At 38.8% G+C, this 19,537-nt stretch carries 16 protein-coding genes; 11 read left to right on the top strand and 5 right to left on the bottom strand.

The genetic code is table 11. The features are described from left to right. The first annotated feature begins 57 nt into the window (after positions 1 to 57). The 4 genes from N0B48_RS20010 to N0B48_RS20025 are packed head-to-tail and all read left to right on the top strand — an operon-like array spanning position 58 to position 7,445. A complete protein-coding gene (locus N0B48_RS20010) occupies positions 58 to 3,387 on the top strand; it encodes a glycoside hydrolase family 38 C-terminal domain-containing protein (RefSeq protein WP_259840886.1) in 3,330 nt (1,109 codons plus the stop codon). Between the two features lie 5 nt (positions 3,388 to 3,392). Continuing rightward, positions 3,393 to 4,304 (top strand): ROK family protein, encoded by a 912-nt coding sequence (locus tag N0B48_RS20015; RefSeq protein ID WP_259840888.1) that lies wholly within the window; start codon positions 3,393 to 3,395, stop codon positions 4,302 to 4,304. 25 nt (positions 4,305 to 4,329) lie between these two features. Continuing rightward, positions 4,330 to 6,084, top strand: a complete 1,755-nt coding sequence (locus N0B48_RS20020) for a class I mannose-6-phosphate isomerase (RefSeq protein ID WP_259840889.1) — start codon at positions 4,330 to 4,332, stop codon at positions 6,082 to 6,084. A gap of 5 nt (positions 6,085 to 6,089) precedes the next feature. After that, a complete protein-coding gene (locus tag N0B48_RS20025) occupies positions 6,090 to 7,445 on the top strand; it encodes a sugar porter family MFS transporter (protein ID WP_259840891.1) in 1,356 nt (451 codons plus the stop codon). A 117-nt stretch (positions 7,446 to 7,562) separates the two neighbouring features. Here N0B48_RS20025 and N0B48_RS20030 read toward each other — a convergent pair whose 3' ends face one another. Then, a complete protein-coding gene (locus N0B48_RS20030; protein ID WP_259840893.1) occupies positions 7,563 to 7,853 on the bottom strand; it encodes a hypothetical protein in 291 nt (96 codons plus the stop codon). 109 nt (positions 7,854 to 7,962) lie between these two features. Between N0B48_RS20030 and N0B48_RS20035 the strand changes: the two genes are divergently transcribed. The 6 genes from N0B48_RS20035 to N0B48_RS20060 all read left to right on the top strand — a co-directional run bounded on the left by N0B48_RS20035 (position 7,963) and on the right by N0B48_RS20060 (position 12,976). Beyond that, entirely contained in the window at positions 7,963 to 8,499 is a 537-nt protein-coding gene (locus tag N0B48_RS20035) for a PH domain-containing protein (protein ID WP_259840894.1), read from the top strand. A gap of 90 nt (positions 8,500 to 8,589) precedes the next feature. After that, complete coding sequence (locus N0B48_RS20040; protein WP_259840896.1) at positions 8,590 to 9,513, top strand: PH domain-containing protein; 924 nt, start codon at positions 8,590 to 8,592, stop codon at positions 9,511 to 9,513. 14 nt (positions 9,514 to 9,527) lie between these two features. Further along, positions 9,528 to 10,361: an SHOCT domain-containing protein gene (locus N0B48_RS20045; protein WP_259840898.1), complete on the top strand. Its 834-nt coding sequence runs from the start codon at positions 9,528 to 9,530 to the stop codon at positions 10,359 to 10,361. A gap of 11 nt (positions 10,362 to 10,372) precedes the next feature. Beyond that, positions 10,373 to 11,023: a GNAT family N-acetyltransferase gene (locus N0B48_RS20050; RefSeq protein ID WP_259840900.1), complete on the top strand. Its 651-nt coding sequence runs from the start codon at positions 10,373 to 10,375 to the stop codon at positions 11,021 to 11,023. 43 nt (positions 11,024 to 11,066) lie between these two features. Further along, complete coding sequence (locus N0B48_RS20055; RefSeq protein WP_259840902.1) at positions 11,067 to 12,149, top strand: leucine-rich repeat domain-containing protein; 1,083 nt, start codon at positions 11,067 to 11,069, stop codon at positions 12,147 to 12,149. Positions 12,150 to 12,184: 35 nt separating this feature from the next. Further along, complete coding sequence (locus N0B48_RS20060) at positions 12,185 to 12,976, top strand: class I SAM-dependent methyltransferase (RefSeq protein WP_259840904.1); 792 nt, start codon at positions 12,185 to 12,187, stop codon at positions 12,974 to 12,976. A 432-nt stretch (positions 12,977 to 13,408) separates the two neighbouring features. Here the strand turns inward: N0B48_RS20060 and N0B48_RS20065 are convergent, their stop codons facing one another. The 3 genes from N0B48_RS20065 to N0B48_RS20075 form a co-directional block, all read right to left on the bottom strand. Continuing rightward, positions 13,409 to 13,645: a YtxH domain-containing protein gene (locus N0B48_RS20065; protein WP_223607658.1), complete on the bottom strand. Its 237-nt coding sequence runs from the start codon at positions 13,643 to 13,645 to the stop codon at positions 13,409 to 13,411. Positions 13,646 to 13,742: 97 nt separating this feature from the next. Then, on the bottom strand, positions 13,743 to 14,585 hold the full coding sequence (locus N0B48_RS20070) for an isoaspartyl peptidase/L-asparaginase (protein WP_259840909.1): 843 nt from the start codon (positions 14,583 to 14,585) through the stop codon (positions 13,743 to 13,745). A 376-nt stretch (positions 14,586 to 14,961) separates the two neighbouring features. Then, positions 14,962 to 15,852, bottom strand: coding sequence for a cyanophycinase (locus N0B48_RS20075; RefSeq protein ID WP_371830626.1), 891 nt, complete (start codon positions 15,850 to 15,852; stop codon positions 14,962 to 14,964). Between the two features lie 198 nt (positions 15,853 to 16,050). On the opposite strand from N0B48_RS20075, the gene cphA reads away from it, so the two are divergent. After that, a complete protein-coding gene (gene cphA / locus N0B48_RS20080; RefSeq protein ID WP_259840911.1) occupies positions 16,051 to 18,681 on the top strand; it encodes a cyanophycin synthetase in 2,631 nt (876 codons plus the stop codon). 287 nt (positions 18,682 to 18,968) lie between these two features. Here the strand turns inward: cphA and N0B48_RS20085 are convergent, their stop codons facing one another. Further along, complete coding sequence (locus tag N0B48_RS20085; RefSeq protein ID WP_259840913.1) at positions 18,969 to 19,463, bottom strand: MepB family protein; 495 nt, start codon at positions 19,461 to 19,463, stop codon at positions 18,969 to 18,971. Positions 19,464 to 19,537: the final 74 nt, after the last annotated feature.

Raw genomic sequence — 19,537 nt, forward strand, 5'->3', positions numbered from 1 at the left:
TTTTCGGATTTTTATATGTTCAAACATTCTTACATATAATTTAAAAATATAACTCTTATGCATAAAAGATATTTTACTTTTTTAATGTTCATTCTCCTATCAGGTCATTTTGTTTACGGACAGAAAAAAGTTCCCTTTTTTGGCACTATAGAAACCGTCAATGGTTATTCCCGTGAAATAAGTGGTGAAAACATCAGCTACTTTTCGGCATTTCCCGATTATGCCAATCAGGCTCTACTTACCCGTACGACGGATGGTGCTAAAGTTATTGAATGGGAAACTGATATGGTGCCAGGAAAAGTATCAGGTCCGTATATCTATTTCAGCTGGCTGGTATCCCATTCTTCAGGAACCAGCGGAGGAATACGTCATTTCGATCTTTCGGTTAATGGAGAAAAGGCGGTAACCCTTGTTACTTATCCCGGAAACCAACGTAAGGACTGGATTTCTAAAGCAGCCGACAGTACAGCTTTTGTATTTCATCAGAAAAAAACAGACGGACTTAAAGATTCTTATGGAATTGCTTATCTGAGAATCCCCATAAACAAAGTGACTCCCGGTAAACCCCTGCGACTGAAAATGACAGGTCAGGCACAAAACAGCAGAGACTGGTTTATGACCTATAAATTTACTTTTCAGGAAAAAATGGATGCAGATATGACTCCTTTTATTCTGAAAGACGGTAAAAGAGTGATCAATCTTACTACGCTTCATTTTGGAAAAGAGCAGAAAATAACCGCTAAAATCAGTAATAAAGAAACATTTTCCTTTACGATGGAAGATGGCATTAAAAGCTTTGAAATACCTGTTTCTGTTTCAGGGAAAGAAAATTCAGTATTGATAACCGTAGCAGCAGACAATAAAGAGCTTTACCGAAAAATACTTCCTATTGAAGCTGTAGTTCCCCGTACATTATATTTCATCCATCATTCCCATACAGATGTAGGATATTCTCATTTGCAGGCAGAAGTTGCGAAAATTCATACCCAAAATATTTACGATGCACTCAAAATGATCGAAGAAACCCGCAATCTGTCTGAAGAAGCCCGTTTTAAATGGAACGTAGAGGCACTCTGGGATGTAGAAAACTTTATGCAGAAAGCAACTCCTGCAGAAATACAGTCTTTCGTTAAAGCTGTAAAGGAAGGAAGTATAGGACTTTCTGCGATGTATGCCAATATTTTGACGGGCTTAAGTCAACCTGAAGAATTATTCCACTATACCGAATATGCCCAAAAACTGGAAAAAGAATACGGTTTATCGATTAAAAGCGCTATGATGTCTGATGTTCCGGGATTTGCATGGTCTTTGGTACCCGCATTAACTTCTTCAGGGGTAAAATACTTTTCAAGCGGACCGAATTATCTGGGTAAAACTAACCCTTATCTTGGAGACCGTGTAGGAAATTTTGTGAAAAGTTGGGGAGACCGTCCGGTATGGTGGCAGTCACCCGCCGGTAAAGATAAAATATTATTCTGGACTGCCGGGAGAGGGTACTCTTCATGGCATGGAACTCATCCGGGGGATGTTTTTGAAAATGGTAAGAAAAAAATAGCTGAATATCTTATTGATCTTACGAAAACCCAATACCCTTACGATATGGTACAGTGGCGTTACAATATAGTCGCTGATAATGGGCCTATTGATACATCTGTGTCAAGATTTGTAGAGGAATGGAATCAAAAATATACTTCCCCGAAAATCATACTGAGTACCAATGAAAAAATGTTTGAAACATTTGAAAAGAAATATGGCGATCAGATTCCTGTGGTGAAGGGAGATATAAGCCCTTATTGGGAAGACGGAGCTATGTCTACCGCTAAAGAGGAAGGGATCAACAGAAACAGTAGTTTAAAACTGCAACAGCTTACAACACTTTATTCTATTCTGAATCCAGAACTGTATAACCGTGATACATTCTATGAAGCCTGGAAAAACGTGATTCTTTTTCACGAACATACCTGGGGAGCGTTCAATAGCATTACGGCTCCTGATCTTCCGTTCGTAACCGATCAGTGGAAGGTGAAAAAACAGTTTTCTGCCGATGGAAATGCAATTGCCAACAAACTGGAAGAAGACTTGCTAAAACCGATCATTAACTCAAGCTCAAAAACAATAGCAGTGTTCAATACCTCATCCTGGAAACGCAGCGGGACAGTAATTATGAAAAACAAAGTGGATGGAAATGGTCTGGTAGATGCTACAGGTCATAAAATTCCGTTACAGAAGCTTAATGACGGGGCGGTAGCATTTGTAGCCAATGATGTTCCTGCTCTGGGATATACGTCGTACAAAGTGATTAAAGATGTGGTAAAAGTAAAAAATCCTTTTTCTCTATCTGGGAATGAAATCTCTAATGGAAAAGTGACAGTTACATGGGATGCAAAAACAGGAAGTATTACCCGGATTAAAGATCAAAGTGAAGTGAATCATGCCGGAAGTTTTAATCAGCAGGGACTAAACAGTTATTGGTATGTACCCGGATCTGATCCTCAGGAAGCTCTGTCCAATTCAGATGTTAAAGTAAAGATCCTGGAAAACGGTCCCCTGGTCGCTAAAGTTTCCTTATTATCAGAAGCGCCGGGAGCCAACAGCCTTGAACGTATCATTACTCTGTTTTCAGATAGTGATGAAATTTCCCTGGAAAATATTGTAGATAAAAAGCCTGTCCGTACCAAAGAATCTGTGCATTTCGGTTTTCCGTTTAATTCAGGATTTAAAGATATAACGGTAGATGCAGGCTATGGAATCATGAAATACCTTACCGACCAGCTTCCGGGATCCAATATGGATTATTGGTACAGCCGCCGTTGGGTGGATGCCTCTTCAGGAAAAAAAGGAATACAATGGATGATGCTGGAAACTCCGTTAACCGAAGCCTCTGAAATGATAGATGAAAGAATGGTCATAGACAATAGCCATAAAAAATGGAAAGATAAAGGAACCCCGGGTACAACCAATTGGTTCAGTTACGCCATGAATAATTACTGGCATACCAACTACAAAGCAGATCAGGAAGGTCCGGTGCATTATCACTATGCACTCCGTCCGCACAATGGTTTTGATGCGGTGGAGAATGAAAAATCAGCGGCAGCATTTACACAGCCTTTGATAGCTGTTTCTGTTAATGAAAAATTACCTGAAGGAGGAAGCCTGTTTCAAATGAGCAATGATAAGATTGTCGTTACGACGATTACACCGGAGAAGGATCAGAGCTTTGTGATTAGGCTTTATAATTCTGATGAAAAGGAACAATCAACTGCCTTGCTGTGGGAAAGATTGAAACCTAAAAAAATGATAAACATTAAAACAGGAAAAGCTTTTTCTCCTGATGAAAAAATTACAGTTGCCGGAATGGACGTTGTGGAAATAAAAATCTTGCCTTAAAAGCTATGTCAAAACCAGTTATCGCAATAGACATGGGCGGAACCATGATCAAAATCGGAATTGTAAAAGAAGACATCATAATGTCGTCCACATCCATCAGTGCTGATTCCGGGAATGGGCTCAGGCAGAGGCTGCCTCATATAGAAGGGGCTGTAAAAGACTTAATGGCTCAAGAAAACCTTTCCTGTAAAGACATTGCAGGATTGGGAATTGCTTCTCCGGGTATCATCGACAGCAACCGGAAGAAAATACTTTCTATTGATAAAAAATTTGGCGATGCTCCGGGTATTGATCTTGAGGACTGGTGCAGACGGACTTTTGACCTTTCTTTTTGTATTGAAAATGATGCCCGAGCAGCATTATTGGGAGAATGGAAATATGGCAGAGCAACAGATCTGGATAATGTTGTTTTAATGAGTCTGGGTACAGGAGTAGGAAGTGCCGCTATTGTAGAAGGTCAGCTGCTGAGAGGCAAGCACTTCACAGCCGGAATATTGGGCGGACATTTTGTAATCAATTATAAAGGAGAAGTTTGTAATTGTGGAAATAAAGGCTGCGTAGAAACGGAAGCCTCAACATGGAAGCTTAATTCAAATCATAAACTCCCGTTATCAGATTATAAAGCTGTGTTTCAGTTAGCAGAAGAAGGAGATTCGGCTGCATTGGCAATACGTGATCAGAGTTTAGAGGTGTGGGCGGCCTGTGCCATCAATCTTATTCACGCCTATGATCCCGAAATAATCATCCTTACCGGAGGCATTATGGGAAGTGGCTCTCACATTATACCGTACATCAGACAACAGACAGAAAAACATGCCTGGACTCCATGGGGAAACGTCAAAATTGAAGCGGCTGCTTTTCCATCTTCTTCAGCTTTGTACGGAATGAACTATCTCGTAAACAGCCAGAACAAGTGAAATAAATTAATGAAATAGAATAATAATGAAATCGAATTACAATAAATTTCCCGTTACACCCATAAAAGGGCATAGCTGTATTGCAGGCTGGAAAAATATCATCAGTCAATTAAAAGAACAATCACCGAAGGTCATTGCTATTGAATGTTATCCGGGTGTTTTTGTGGAAGAAATGATAGCTGAGGTAAAAGAATTTTTGAATCCTGGTTTGATCATCAATACCTCTGATGCTATGAAGTCCGAAGCAGAAATCAGCGCATTGGTTCAGCCTTATGTCACGGATGATCCGGTGTTTGGATACATGACCTCTCTTGAACTGGAAGATTATTTTGATGAGGTGAAAATTGAAGCTCTTAAGACAAAGATAAATTCTGCGAATGGTTGTGTTGTCATTATAGGACCGGGAGCTCTTTTATTAAACAGTCAGCCGCAACTGATCCTTTATGCAGATATGCCCCGCTGGGAAATACAGATGCGTTACCGTAAGAACAAAACCTGCAATCTGGGGAAAACAAATTATACCGACTCTTTTTCTTATCAGTACAAGCATGCCTATTTTGTAGACTGGCGTGTCTGTGATCGTTACAAAAAAAGAATACTGGAAAGTTGTCATTTTATTCTGGATACTACAAAGCCTCATCAGCCGAAATTGATCAGTGTAAATGCTCTGTATGATGCTTTAAATCAAATTGTAAATTCACCTTTCAGAGTTGTTCCTTTTTTCGATCCGGGACCATGGGGCGGGCAATGGCTGAAGGAAGTCTGTGACCTCGACAGAAATGTCCCGAATTACGCCTGGGGATTTGACTGCGTTCCTGAAGAAAATAGTCTGCTCTTAGGATTCGGGGATGAGGTGGTAGAGATACCATCGATAAATCTGGTGTTTTTTCAGCCTGAAGCTTTACTGGGAAAACAGGTATATGAAGGCTTTGGAGATGAGTTTCCCATCCGTTTTGACTTTCTGGATACCATGGAAGGAGGAAATCTGAGCCTTCAGGTGCATCCGTTAAAAGAGTATATAAAGGAAAAATTCGGAATGCCATATACGCAGGATGAAAGTTACTATATGCTGGACGCCGGAGAAGATGCTTTCGTGTACCTCGGGCTGAATGAGAATATCAATCCTGAAAGTATGATGAGTGATTTGGTAGAAGCGCAAAAAGGCAATGTCCCTTTCAATGCAGATCAATATGTAAAGAAATGGCCTGTCCGCAAACATGATCATGTATCCATTCCTGCTGGGACAGTCCACTGTTCAGGAGCGAATTCTGTAGTACTGGAAATAAGTGCTACTCCTTATATTTTTACATTTAAGCTTTGGGACTGGGAGCGAATGGGGCTGGATGGAAAACCTAGACCCATATCTCTGGAACACGGAAAAAAGAACATACAGTGGAACCGTGATACCTCATGGACAAAAGAAAATATACTGAATCTGACGGAACCTGTTGCAGAAGGCGACGGATGGCGGGAAGAACGAACCGGTCTGGATGCGTTATCATTTATTGAGACCAGACGACATTGGTTTAGCAAAAAAGTGGTACATCATACGGAAGGTGTTGTGAACGTTTTAAACCTGGTTGAAGGTCGGGAGGTCATTGTAGAAAGCCCGGAGAATAGTTTTGAACCTTATATCATCCATTATGCAGAAACCTTTATAGTACCGGCATCTGTAGGAGCTTATACCATCAGTCCTTACGGTGAAAGTGAAGGACAGGAATGTGTCACCATAAAAGCATCTGTCCGTACGGATAGGATGAAAGAGAAAATCTTAAAATAATCGATATGCAGCAGACTGAAAATTCTCACATTATTTACAAAGCTGTCCTGGTAGCATCGGTGGGCGGTTTATTATTCGGATATGATACCGCAGTGATTTCCGGATCTATCGGTTTTATGCGGACTTACTATCATTTGTCTGATGCCATGACTGGATGGACGGCTTCATGTGCGCTGCTGGGATGTCTCGTAGGAGCTATGTATTCGGGAATGCTGAGCGATCGGATAGGACGGAAAAAAGTGTTGATGATTTCTGCGCTGCTGTTTACCATTTCTTCTGTAGGAACGGCATTGGCTCCAAGTCTCTTGATTTTTGTAGTATTTCGTATTGTGGGTGGGATGGGAATTGGGATTGCATCCATCCTTTCTCCGATGTATATTTCAGAAATGGCCCCTGCTGCTATACGGGGCCGTCTGGTTTCAATTTTTCAGCTGGGTATCGTTACCGGTATCTTGGTTATTTATTTTGTGAATGCTTACATAGCGGGAATTTATGATGAAAGCTGGAATGTGTCTTACGGTTGGAGATGGATGTTCGGTTCAGGCGTAATTCCTTCATTAATTTTTATACTGCTGCTCTTTACTGTTCCGGAAAGTCCACGGTGGCTGGCCGAAAAAAAGAAATACACAGAAGCCTTATCTATATTGAATCTGATTCACGGAGAAAAAAAAGCAGCTGCAGAACTCGATTCTATTAAAACATCATTGAAAGATACACTCCCTTTTGCATGGTCCCAACTGAAAGATTCAAAACTTAAAAAAGCCCTTGTCATAGGGATTATGCTGGCGATATTTTCACAGATTACAGGGATCAATGCAATTATGTATTATGCGCCTGAGATATTTAAGTCAGCAGGAGTGGGTTCAGGATCTGCATTATTGCAGACTATTATTGTAGGTATAATTAATGTCATATTTACTTTTGTAGCGATCAAATATGTAGATAACTGGGGAAGAAAAACGCTGCTGATGTATGGCATTGCAGGCATGATTATTTGTCTGGGCATCGTAGGGATTGCTTTTTTTATGCATTGGCAGGGATATTTCATTCTTATAGCGATACTTGGATATATTGCCAGTTTTGCGATGTCACTAGGGCCGCTTACTTTTGTCGTTATTTCTGAAATATTTCCTAACAGGGCCCGCGGTACCGCTATGTCTATTGCCACATTCTTTCTCTGGCTTGCTGTTTTTGCCGTTTCGCAGACTTTTCCCGTGCTGATGGGATCTTTGGGACCAGCATATACATTCTGGTTATACATGGCCGCTGCTTTCATGGCGTTAATCTTCGTATGGAAAAAAGTTCCGGAAACAAAGGGGAAAACATTGGAAGAGATCGAAGAAGGATGGGTTCAGAAATAAAGATTATAGCCGAAACTAAATAAATTTTTCATCGTAAAAAACAGGCCTGCTTTCCACCAAAAGCAGGCTTCTTATTTCATAGTGTTTTTTAAGATAAAAACGAGTTTTTTGTGGTTTTTAATATTTACTTTCATTCCAGTTATCATGAATCCAATTTCGGATATTCAATTGACTGTGTAGGTCTGTTGGAACTTCGTCTCTTACCATTCTTTCAATTTTCATGGCTGATGATTTGTTTTTCAAACTCCAGATATCACTGAGTTTATTGATGAAATAGAGAATTTCATAGCCTTCTTTTCTGTTTAACAAAGTGCTGTCGGGTTCACCCGTTACTTTAGGATCATCAGGATGTATGGCACTCCAGGAATAGTCTGTAAAATAAAGATCTGTTTTTGTAATTAATGACATGATAATAATTTTATTCAAAAATAATTAGGGGTAAAATAATAGCCTTATGGTTTTCCGTATTTTAAAAAAAATTAAATTTGTAATATGTCCTATTTTAAAAAAATGAATCATGAGCGAAAAATCAAGACTTGATCAAATAAAAGATGAGCTGGAAACCTTAGATATCAATCCTACCATTTTTGCCAGAAAAGAAATTCACGCATTGCCGGAAGTGCTTTCGGAGAATGAAAAACTGGTGTATCTGATTGAGGGGAGAAATAAACTTACCAATCACCACATTATTTTGGTGGCAACAGAAAGAAGATTGATTTTTGTAGATAAAGAATTCATGTATGGACTGAAAGTAGAAGATTTTTCTTATGATAAAGTAAGTTCCATACAATATGAAAAGTCATTGATGCTGGCTTCCATAGACATTCATATCTCGGATAATGTTCTCGAGATCGATAATGTCGGAAAATATTATGCAGAATTGTTTTGTGAAAAGGTAAGAGACTTTATGGCCCGCCCTAAAGAATATTTCCAAAATAAATCCGAGCCTACTGTTTTAGATCAATTGGAACAGTTGGGAAGAATCCGGGAAACTGGTGTTTTGACGGAAGAAGAATTTGAATCGCAGAAGAAAAAACTGATGGAAAGATTGTAATATTATCTTTACTTTAAACACAAATTTGTAATTTGGGTTAATGCAAATATTACTGAGCATTAATCTTTAAACTATTAAACATAAAACCAAATGAACATCGAATGCGCTTTATGCGGAAGTCCGCTCACATCCATGGATACAATTTTAGGAGAAAATAAACTTTCCGACGGCGGAATTCTCTGCAATAAATGCCTTAATAAAGCCACAAATGTTAATACAGATCTTGTATCAAACCTTGCCAATTACAGCATTATCCAGATAAAAAGCATGGTCCTGAACGGAGGTGCTGAACAGGAATTAGCTATAGAAACTGAACCATTTGAAACCATACAGATAGCCCAACCCAGGATTGTTGAAACCCCATCTCAAAGTATTCAATTTACGTATACTCCGGATGAGCCGAGCAGATTGGATGAAATCAAAGATCAGATCGTAGCAACCGGTGCAAAGCTTAGTCTTTTTGTGGACAGCGAGGTAGAAGAGCTGGTGAATGTCCTTGATGAAAACGAAAAACTTATTGCCATTGCAGAAGGAAAATACCTTCACAATAATCTGGAAGGAATTGTAGTTTCCACGGAGAGAAGAATCATCTTCGTCGATAAGAAGTTTTTCGGAGGCGTTTTTGAAAACGAATTTCCACTGCAAAAAGTAAGTTCAGTACAGCACGATACAAGCCTGATATCTTCAACACTGAAGGTGTATACATCAGGTTTTACTGCCGAATTTAAGTTGTATATAAAAAGTGCTGCAAAAAATTTCTCCGATGCCGTACAGGATTATATCGGACGTTCCGAAGATCAGATCAGATTACAGCAGATGCAGGCAAAACAACAACAACAACAACAACAACAAGTTGTACAGCAGTCTCCTAAACCCCAGCAGAATTCTGAACAGAAAGCAGCTCCTTCCTTGATTTTTGAACAGCTCGAAAGACTGGGCAAACTCCGGGAAATGGGTGTTCTGACGGAAGAAGAATTTGCAGAGCAGAAGAAAAAGCTTCTGGCTAAACTTTAAAAAAAGACCATACAATGAGTAATATCTGTGCATTATGCAGCACTGAACTGACGTCAATAGACACACTTCTCGGCGAAAATAAACTTTCGGACGGCGGAAATCTCTGCAACAAATGTCTGGATAAAGTAAGCAGTATCCATCAGGAACTTCTGTACAATCTCAATACATTCAGCATCCGGGATATTAAAAATCTTGTAGAAACGGGAAAAATACAGCCGGAAACAGTTGAACAACCCGAGGAAAATAAAATAGAAAGTATGGTGGTTTTCGCCTCTAATGAAATGCCCCGGGATCTTTACAAAAGAAGATTGAAAGAAATAAAATACCAATTGGAGCAGGTAGGCGCCAATCTCTCCATGTTTGCAAAAGGCGAAATCAAAGAACTGCCTCACATACTTGCCGTAGATGAGGTTATTCTGGCCGCTACTGATGCTCAGTTTATAAAGACTGTAGATGCAGGAATGCTATTGGTGACACCCAAAAGGATCGTTTCTGTGTCGAAGGCTATGTTTGCACCGGTAAAAGTAAATGAATATCTCAATGAAAATATCAATGAAGTAAGTTTTGTCAGTAATTCTATTTCTCCGGTTATTAAACTGCATACCGAAGATAGAGTCGTTGAGTTCGAGTGTTTCTGCGACAGATTGGACGGAGAGCGTTTTTACAACTTTATCAGCAAGATTTATAATCAAAATAAAACACTAAAACAGACACCGGAAACAAAAGAAGTCGCATCCAATCTTATTTTTGAACAGCTTGAAAAACTAGGAAAATTAAGAGAAAACGGAATTCTTACCGAGCAGGAATTTGCAGAGCAGAAAAAGAAGTTGCTGGACCAGATTTCATAAATATAATCAATATGATCATAGCTGGCAGTGTATCTGATGATATCGTGGAAAAATGGCTGAAGGCTTGGTCACTGTCGAGGCAACTTCCTCTTCCGGTACGATATCAATCGGGCTTTAAAGTAGAAGTAGGAGAGGAAAAGCAAAAAAGAAGATATGTTTTTTCTGAGTTGAATAATGATTTTATCGAACTTTCAAAGCAGATCGACGAACCTTGGATCTATCTTAAAGTCTGTGCTTCTCCGGATGAAGTGAAAAACGTTGTGCCTGAAAAGTGGGTCATACAGCCCCCGGGATACATGATGTTCTGTGCCGGATCCATGAAGGCTGCAGCTAAAGATTTGGGTAAAGGCTACAGGATTGAATCTGAAAAATACAATTCCACAACAGTCATTAAAATCATTGCAGAAAACGGTGAACTGGCTTCTGTAGGCCGCATTGTTATAGTGGATGATCTCGCTGTTTATGATAGGATTATAACAGAAGAAAAGCACCAAAGAAAAGGTCTGGCTACTTTTCTGATGCAGCAACTTGAAAAAACAGCATTATCAGAAGGTATTCTTAATAATCTTTTAGTAGCTACAGAAAAGGGGAGAGTCCTCTACCAATCGATGGGATGGGAGCTCTACAGTCCTTATACGTCTATTGTTATTCCCAATATTTAATTTTTCATGACCAGTTGAGAAATGTATTAAAGTTTAAAAAGAAATGAATAAAAAAATACTAACCACTATATCTACTTCCGTGGTATTGATGTACCATGCACAATCTGATGTATATAGTTTTAGAGACCAGGATCTTACTAAAGAAGCTGAAGTGGTATCCCTGGATCATGTAAAAGAGTTTCCAAAACATATTCTGGACTGGAAAAAACTAAAGGTTTTAAGAATTAGCGGTGATAAAGAATTCACGGAACTTCCAAAAGAAATAGACAGGCTGGAAAATATGGAGACGTTTTCAATGACTGGTCGTACAGGGGTTGTCAATTTTCCCAACGCTTTTGCAAAATTAAATAAATTGAAAAAAGTGAGTATTTTTTCCGTTTATATAAAACAGATGCCTCCTCAGATCCTTAAACTGAAGAATTTGGAAGAGCTCAGCTTTTTCTGTCCGTTTTTAGAAAATTACCCCGAAAATATTGGAGATTTGCAGAACCTTAAGACTTTAATTATAAAGAGCAGAGACGAAGAGGCACTGAAAGAAAATGCTCATAAATATTCATCTTTATCAATTCCGAAAAGCATCAGGAAATTAAAAAATGTGGAAACATTTTCTGCTGGAGGGAATATGCTGCAAAATGTGCCTGATGAAATTGGAGAAATGAAAAGTCTGAAAATTCTGGACCTGTCACAAAATCATCTGACGGACCTTCCCGAAAGAGTTTCCCTGCTTAAAAATTTAACGGAAATAAACTTAAGTAAAAACTGGTTCAGCCAATTTCCGGTTGCTGTATATTATATAGAAAATTTAACAAAAATCACGTATAACAATAACACGATTACATCTATTCCTCCGGGAATGGGTAGAATGAAAAATCTGAAGTACTTCTCTGCATCAAACAGTAAAATTACTCCATCAGCACTTAGTGAATTATACAATGCTGCGAACCTGGAAGTTATAGATTTCACAGACTGTCAGCTGGAAAGCTTGCCACCCGGAATAGAGAAACTTAAAAACCTGAAGACCCTATTTTTTCAGGGAAATAAAATACCGGAGGTTGAAATAGAAAAGCTCAGGAGAATATTACCAGGTGTTAAAATTACCTCAATAAATCCCTATAAAAAGATTTAAAAATAGTATTTATATTTGTTGAATATAATAAAACCATGGAAAATTACCTGGAAATCAATAAAAATTCCTGGAATGCCAAAGTAGACCCGCATTTGAAATCGGACTTCTATTTTGTTGATGAATTTTTAAAAGGAAGAACTTCTCTGAATTCCATTGAGCTTGATCTGCTCGGAGATATAAAGGGAAAAAGCATTCTACACCTGCAATGTCATTTTGGACAGGATTCTATTTCACTTTCAAGAATGGGAGCGGAGGTCACCGGAATTGACCTTTCGGATAAAGCCATTGAGGCCGGGAAAGATCTTGCGCAACAATGCGGGACCGATACAAAATTCATTTGCTCGGATGTTTACAGTCTTCCGGATATTCTGGATCAGAAATTTGATATCGTGTATACCAGTTACGGAACCATAGGCTGGCTTCCTGATCTGGATCAATGGGCTGGTGTGATCAGTCATTTTTTAAAGCCTGGCGGGAAATTTATCATGGCAGAATTTCATCCGGCAGTCTGGATGTTCGACGATGATTTTACCAAAGTAGCTTATAATTATTTTAACGAAAAGCCCATCGTAGAAACCTTTGAGGGAACATACGCTGACAGATCTGCCGATATCGTTCAGGAATATGTGATGTGGAACCATTCTCTGGGTGAAGTTTTACAAAATCTGATCAACCATAAAATAGAACTGGAAATTTTTCAGGAGTTTGACTGGTCACCGTATCCGTGTTTCAGCCATGTGGACGAATTTGAAAAAGGAAAATGGAGAATTGCGCACTTAGGAAATAAAATTCCAATGGTGTACAGCTTAAGAGGATGTCAGAAATAAATTTAAAAAGAAGGAAGCGTGAAGAGGGAGGCTCGAAGTACTATTGGACGATGGGATTAACTTCAATCACAAAAAAGCTAAGTTTTTAAAAATAGGAAGAGTATGGATGACTGCTCCGAATGACCTAGGAAGCTGTAACGTTAAGAAAATGAATTCTGTGAACGTTAAAAAAACTCTATTGTTTGAGTGCGGGACAAAATTTGATTCTTAACATCGATTGCTACCGCACGAGTTTAGAGTTTTAGAGAACAGATTTCATTTTTAGTGAAAGTTTCCAGTCTTGAATTTTTCGTTCTTTTGTTTTAAGACAAAAGGACATATAAAACATAAGATAATAGAAAATATTCCTTAGTTTGTAACATAAAAAAGTCATCGTAATCCCGGGATTACGATGACTTTCTATATATGAATGTTAAAAAAACTAATCTGCTTTTAGCTTAAAGAATCTTCTGCTTTTGTCTTAGCTTCATCTACTTTGTTCTGAACCTGGGAAGCCACATCATTAGCTTTGTTTTTCACATCATTTCCCCATTTATTCAGATTGTCCTTAGCGGTATTGATTTTATCTTTTACAGCCTGCTTCTCTTCAGGTGTAGAATTTTTGTATTTCCAATATGCTAAAGCACCAATTCCTAGTAAAGCTAATAAACCTTTTGTCTTGTTTCCCATGATTTCTATTTTTAAAATGTTGTATTAAAATTTGTTATTACTAAACATGTAAAATACGTGCCAAAAAAATAAATCAGATGATAAAAAAATGTTAAAATTATTGAAACACTTTGAAACTTTCGCCATCAAAACTTGCAAAGACCATCGTAGGATAAGAATCCTGATGATAGATATTTCCGTCTTTGTCTATGGCGATGGCTCCCGCGAATCCGTCAATTATTTTTAGTTCCTCAAAAGTCTTGGTAAAAGCCTGTTCAAGACTCATTCCGTCGGTAGTTCTGGTAACGATTTTTGCCGCAGTGGCATTGCTTACAATATCTTCTCCTACGCCCGTACAGCTTACAGCACAAATGGCATTGGCGTAATTTCCTGCCACAGTCGCTGAATCGGAAATCCTTCCGGGAATTTCAAAACCTTTTCCTCCGGTAGAAGTTGCCACAGCCAGTTTGCCATCTTGATCAAGAGCCACGCAGCCTACAGTTCCTTTCCCGCCGTTATTCAGTTTAGCTTCATATTCGCTTCTTCTCTGAGGAATTTCAGTAGAGAAGTTCTCAAAGCCATGTTCAGAAGCGTAGATTTTAGCGCCATTTCCACCTAAAACCCTGTCATCTTCATTGATTAGTTCTTTCGCTACAAAAATCGGATTCTTTACTTCCTGAAGGTTGATCACACCGCTTAACTTCTGCGTTTGTCCATCCATAATGGCAGCACTCATACGGATCACACCATCACTCTGAATCTGGGAACCGATGCCTGCATTATACAGCGGATCGTCTTCCAGAAGCGAAACAGCGTAAGCTACCGTATCAAATGCTGAATGCATCTGAAGATAATCAAAGGCTTTCTGAGCGATCTGTTTTAAAGAATTTTGTTTGGCTGTTTTTACTTCATGGCTTTGGTCACTTTCAGAGAAAAAACCGCCGTGGATTATTATTTTCATAGGAGTTTCGGGTTGTGGGTTTCGAGTTGCGAGATCCGTGTTTCTTATTCACTTTAGTTGTTAAAATTCATCACAGTTAGCGGTACTCATCTTTGTTTTCAAATTATAGACACAAGATAATAATTTTCTTTGTATAAATGGTTGCGGGGTTCGAGGTACGGGTTGCGGTTTGGTTACGCGGTACGGGGTTCGTGTTGATTGAAGTTAGCAGTATTCATTTTTGTTTTAAAATGAATTTTTTTTTTAACTACATAAAAATTCAGCCTTTAAAAAAGGAAAATATAGCGTGTGCAACAATCGCGCATCCAAAACCTTCATCTAAAAACTCAAAACACGCAACTACGAAACTCGCATCCCGAACCCTCGCATCTCGAAACTACTTATCCTGCGGGATCGGATTAAACTGTGAATTCTCTATCGTCAGTTTTTTCGTGGTAAGATCGTAATGGTCATTCATAGACATGACGTGTACGGTAAGATTATCGATAGAAATCGGTTCTCCAAGGTTGATATTGGTAAGATTGGTATCTTTAATGAACCTTCCGTCAACCAGGATCACAAGACCTGAACCTACAGCTGTCATGACATCATCATGAATAAAAAGTCCGGTATCTTCACCCAACCCGATTCCTAATGTTCGTGGATTGTTGACCACGGCCTGGAAAAGACGTCCGATTCTGCCTCTCTGTACAAAATGGGTATCGATAATTACGTTATCTATTAAACCTAATCCTTGGGTAGTTTTAATTTCACCTTTTAGAAGGGATTCAGAGCTGCTCCCCTGATAAATCATATTTTCAGAAGCGGCGGCTGCACCGGCAGAAGTTCCGGAATATATAAAATCCTGTTCCTGATATTTCAGTAAAATAGTATCGTGAAATCTGGTTCCTCCAAGAATAGAGGTCAGTCTTAGCTGATCTCCACCGGTGAACATCACGACATCCGCAGCATTGGCTCTTGCGGCCATAGCATCGGAATTGGCTTCTTCACGGTTGTGGATATCCAGAATGTTTACGTTTTTGGCACCAAGAAACTCAAAAGCTTTCTTATATTCTGTGCCTACAATTTGTGGAATCTGTGAGGCTGTCGTTACGATTTCGATGACAGAATTTTCCTTGAGCTTTGATTCGTTGATGATCTTTCGCAAGATCCCTCTTTCAAAGAAATTAAGGTTTTTTTCAATGTTCTGATCGAAATCGGTTTCTGCAAAACTTCCTTTGTTTACAGCTCCTCCGATAATAATTAATTTTCCAACGGGTCTCATCATAGTGTGCAAATTTAAAAAATATTTAACATTTGGCGAAATTCATGCCACATTTAAATGGTTTTTAATGTTTTAGGATTGTTAATTTATTTTAATTCTTTTTTGAGAAATGTTTAAATGTGGTATAGTTTCGTTTAGGGTTTTACATTATCTTTGATTTTTGAAGGAGTTATTGTTAACTGATAAAAATGCAAATAGATTATGAAAATTGAGAAGATACAGGCATTACGCGGCCCAAATATCTGGAGTATCAGAAGAAAGAAGCTGATACAGATGAGATTGGACCTTGAAGAAATGGAGAATTCTCCTACGAACAAGATCGACGGTTTCAGGGAAAGAATTCAAAAACTGATTCCGTCTCTCATCACTCACAGATGCTCAGAAGGAGTAGAGGGCGGATTTTTTCACCGGATAGAAACAGGAACCTGGATGGGGCATGTCATTGAACATATTGCCCTGGAAATACAGACTCTGGCGGGTATGGATGTAGGTTTCGGAAGAACACGTGAAACAAAATCACCGGGGATATATAATGTGGTCTTTAATTATATTGAAGAAAATGCTGGGATTTATGCTGCTGAAGAAGCGGTAAAAATCGCAGAGGCTCTTATTGAAGACAAAGAATATGATATCCACGCCTGTATCCACAGATTAAAAGAGATCAGAGAACGTGTACGCCTGGGCCCTTCTACGGGAAGTATCGTAGAGGAAGCCGTTACCAGAAGAATTCCCTGGATCAGATTAGGGACAAATTCTCTGGTACAGCTTGGTTATGGAGTGAATCAGCAGCGTTTTCAGGCTACGATTACAGGAAAAACAAGCTCCATTGCGGTAGATATCGCATGCAATAAAGAATTGACCAAAAAGATGCTTCATGATGCAGCTATTCCGGTTCCTATCGGGGATCTGATTGTGGATGAAGAAGGCTTAACGGATGTCATCAGAAGAATTGGTTATCCTATCGTTCTGAAACCACTGGACGGAAACCATGGAAAAGGTTCTTCCATTAATGTAAACGATTGGGAAGCTGCAAAAATAGGTTTGGAACATGCCCAAAAATATTCCAGAAAAGTAATTGTTGAAAAATATATTACAGGCTATGACTTCAGGGTTTTAGTCATTAATAATAAAATGGTGGCTGCGGCAAGAAGAGTTCCTGCTCACGTGGTGGGTGATGGCGAACTGAATCTTCAACAGCTGATCGACAAAGAAAATAAAGATCCGAGAAGAGGCTACGGTCATGAAAATGTCCTTACGGAAATAGCAGTAGATAAGGATACTTTAGAACTTCTTGAAAAACTTCATTATACTCTTGAAACAGTTCCTCACAAGGGAGAAATAGTGTATTTAAAGTCCACAGCGAATCTTTCTACCGGTGGAACATCCATAGACGTTACAGATATGGTACACCCGGAAAATATTACGATGGCTGAAAGAGTTTCCAAAATCATTGGCTTGGACGTCTGCGGGATTGATATTATGGCAGAAAACCTTACCCAGCCATTGAAAGAAAGTGGAGCTGCGATCATAGAAGTGAATGCTGCACCGGGATTCAGAATGCATTTAGCGCCAAGCGAAGGCCTTCCGAGAAACGTAGCTGCACCGGTTGTTGATATGCTGTATCCTCCGGGGAAACCTTTCACAATTCCAATTATTGCAGTAACAGGAACCAATGGAAAAACAACGACTACGAGACTGATCTCGCATATTGTAAAAAGCAACGGCTACAGAGTCGGTTTTACGACTTCTGACGGTATTTATATTCAGAATACGATGCTTACAAAAGGAGATACTACAGGACCGCTTTCTGCTGAATTTGTTTTAAAAGATCCGACGGTTGAATTTGCTGTGCTGGAAACGGCCAGAGGAGGAATTCTTCGTTCAGGCTTAGGGTTTTCGCAGTGTGATATCGGGGTTTTAACCAATATTGAGGAAGATCATTTGGGAATGAATGATATTCACAACCTGAAAGATCTTACGAAAGTAAAAAGAGTCGTTCTGGACAGTGTAAAGAAAAACGGCTGGAGCGTGCTGAATGCAGACAACGAATATTCTATGAAGATCATTAATGATCTTGACAGTAAAGTTGCCATTTTCAGTATGAATGAAAATAATCCTCACATTGTAAAATTTGCTAAAGAAGGAAAGATTACCTGTATTTATGAAGAAGGTTTTGTAACGATTAAAAAAGGGGACTGGAAGATCAGAATAGGAAAAGCCAAGGACTTCCCGATTACGATGGAAGGTAAGGCCAAGTTTATGATCGAAAACGTTCTGGCAGCCAGTTTGGCAAGTTATCTTTACGGTTTTGCCATTGAGGATATCTCTAATTCTCTGAGAACTTTTATTCCGAGTGCCCAGCTTACACCGGGAAGACTGAATGTATTTAAATTCAAAAGTTTCAAGGTGCTGATTGATTTTGCTCACAATCCTTCAGGGTATGAAGCGATCGAAGATTATCTTAAAAACGTAGAATCTACCAAGAAGATAGGTATTATTTCCGGGGTAGGTGACAGACGTGACAGTGATATCAGAGAGTGCGGAAAAATCGCCGGAAGAATGTTTGATTATATTATTATCAGAAATGAAAAACATCTCAGAGGAAGAACCGAAGAAGAGATCAATGGACTGATCATCGATGGCATCAATGAAGCCGGAAGAGATGTAAGTTATGAGATCATTCCTAAGGAAATCGAAGCCTTAAAACATGCCATGGGAATGGCTGAGGATGGAACTTTTATTACTGCTTTAAGTGATGTTATTTCAAACGCAATCGACCTTGTACAGGAGTATCAGGCACGGGAGCTACTGGAAGACGATAAAAATTCATAAAATAGGAAATAATTTATACTAAAACGGCTGAATTTTCAGCCGTTTTTATTGTAAACAAAAGCTCATAATATCTGCAAAATCAGTTTAATCTGCGAGAATTTTTTTAAACGTAAAGTTTTTTCAAAAAATACGTTCTACTTTAGTAATGCAAAGGAGGAGGCGAAGCCGCTGATGAAGTTATATGGATAAAACGCTGGCTTAATCGAATCGATCAGGGATCGATTCCGTCTTTGCAACCTTTAAAATATGCGTAATTAATGTAAATCTTTGCGTTAAGAAAACGACTTTTATTTCAAATCAAACAATACTTTAGCTTTATGAAGATATGATTCTTTATGCTCCGAAAAATCCAGAAAATATTCGATCTGCCATTTTTGAGTCGCTTTGGCCTGTTTGCTTTCTGTAAGATCCCAAATTGGATAAACTCTGATTCCTCTTTTTCCAACCTTTTTCCCATGGGAAACAATTCCTTTGTTCATAAGAATTTCTTTCGGGAAAATAAAAATCCCTTTGTTATGATCTTTGGAAGCAGAGATTAGATAGAAATCAAAAATATCATCTGAATCAAACGGAGCTGTTTCTCCCTTTACATTCCGTTTCCAAATGGTTACAAACTGACCTGTTTTCGTGGGTGTTATTTTAGCTGTTCGAAATTTAACATGCAAACGATTCAATGTGAAACTGCAACCGAAATAGTCTTTAGCTTCTCTATCTTCTTCCGTATGTAAAAGTTTCAGTCCAAGGGGTTGAAAAATCAGCTCATCAACATGTTCAAGATTCATTCGTGTTATTTTTATTGTTTGCTCTTTTTCTATTCAGATATAGAAATTGTTATTGAAAATCCGGCTACAAAAGT

It is taken from the genome of Chryseobacterium herbae, from assembly GCF_025154075.1.
Taxonomy (GTDB): domain Bacteria; phylum Bacteroidota; class Bacteroidia; order Flavobacteriales; family Weeksellaceae; genus Chryseobacterium; species Chryseobacterium herbae.

Coding starts and splice junctions, on each gene's coding strand:
- N0B48_RS20070 (WP_259840909.1), bottom strand. CDS start 14,585: ATGAAAATAATAATCCACGGCGGTTTTTTCTCTGAAAGTGACCAAAGC.
- N0B48_RS20075 (WP_371830626.1), bottom strand. CDS start 15,852: ATGATGAGACCCGTTGGAAAATTAATTATTATCGGAGGAGCTGTAAAC.
- N0B48_RS20015 (WP_259840888.1), top strand. CDS start 3,393: ATGTCAAAACCAGTTATCGCAATAGACATGGGCGGAACCATGATCAAA.
- N0B48_RS20085 (WP_259840913.1), bottom strand. CDS start 19,463: ATGAATCTTGAACATGTTGATGAGCTGATTTTTCAACCCCTTGGACTG.
- N0B48_RS20040 (WP_259840896.1), top strand. CDS start 8,590: ATGAACATCGAATGCGCTTTATGCGGAAGTCCGCTCACATCCATGGAT.
- N0B48_RS20010 (WP_259840886.1), top strand. CDS start 58: ATGCATAAAAGATATTTTACTTTTTTAATGTTCATTCTCCTATCAGGT.
- N0B48_RS20055 (WP_259840902.1), top strand. CDS start 11,067: ATGAATAAAAAAATACTAACCACTATATCTACTTCCGTGGTATTGATG.
- N0B48_RS20025 (WP_259840891.1), top strand. CDS start 6,090: ATGCAGCAGACTGAAAATTCTCACATTATTTACAAAGCTGTCCTGGTA.
- N0B48_RS20030 (WP_259840893.1), bottom strand. CDS start 7,853: ATGTCATTAATTACAAAAACAGATCTTTATTTTACAGACTATTCCTGG.
- N0B48_RS20060 (WP_259840904.1), top strand. CDS start 12,185: ATGGAAAATTACCTGGAAATCAATAAAAATTCCTGGAATGCCAAAGTA.
- N0B48_RS20065 (WP_223607658.1), bottom strand. CDS start 13,645: ATGGGAAACAAGACAAAAGGTTTATTAGCTTTACTAGGAATTGGTGCT.
- cphA (WP_259840911.1), top strand. CDS start 16,051: ATGAAAATTGAGAAGATACAGGCATTACGCGGCCCAAATATCTGGAGT.
- N0B48_RS20050 (WP_259840900.1), top strand. CDS start 10,373: ATGATCATAGCTGGCAGTGTATCTGATGATATCGTGGAAAAATGGCTG.
- N0B48_RS20045 (WP_259840898.1), top strand. CDS start 9,528: ATGAGTAATATCTGTGCATTATGCAGCACTGAACTGACGTCAATAGAC.
- N0B48_RS20035 (WP_259840894.1), top strand. CDS start 7,963: ATGAGCGAAAAATCAAGACTTGATCAAATAAAAGATGAGCTGGAAACC.
- N0B48_RS20020 (WP_259840889.1), top strand. CDS start 4,330: ATGAAATCGAATTACAATAAATTTCCCGTTACACCCATAAAAGGGCAT.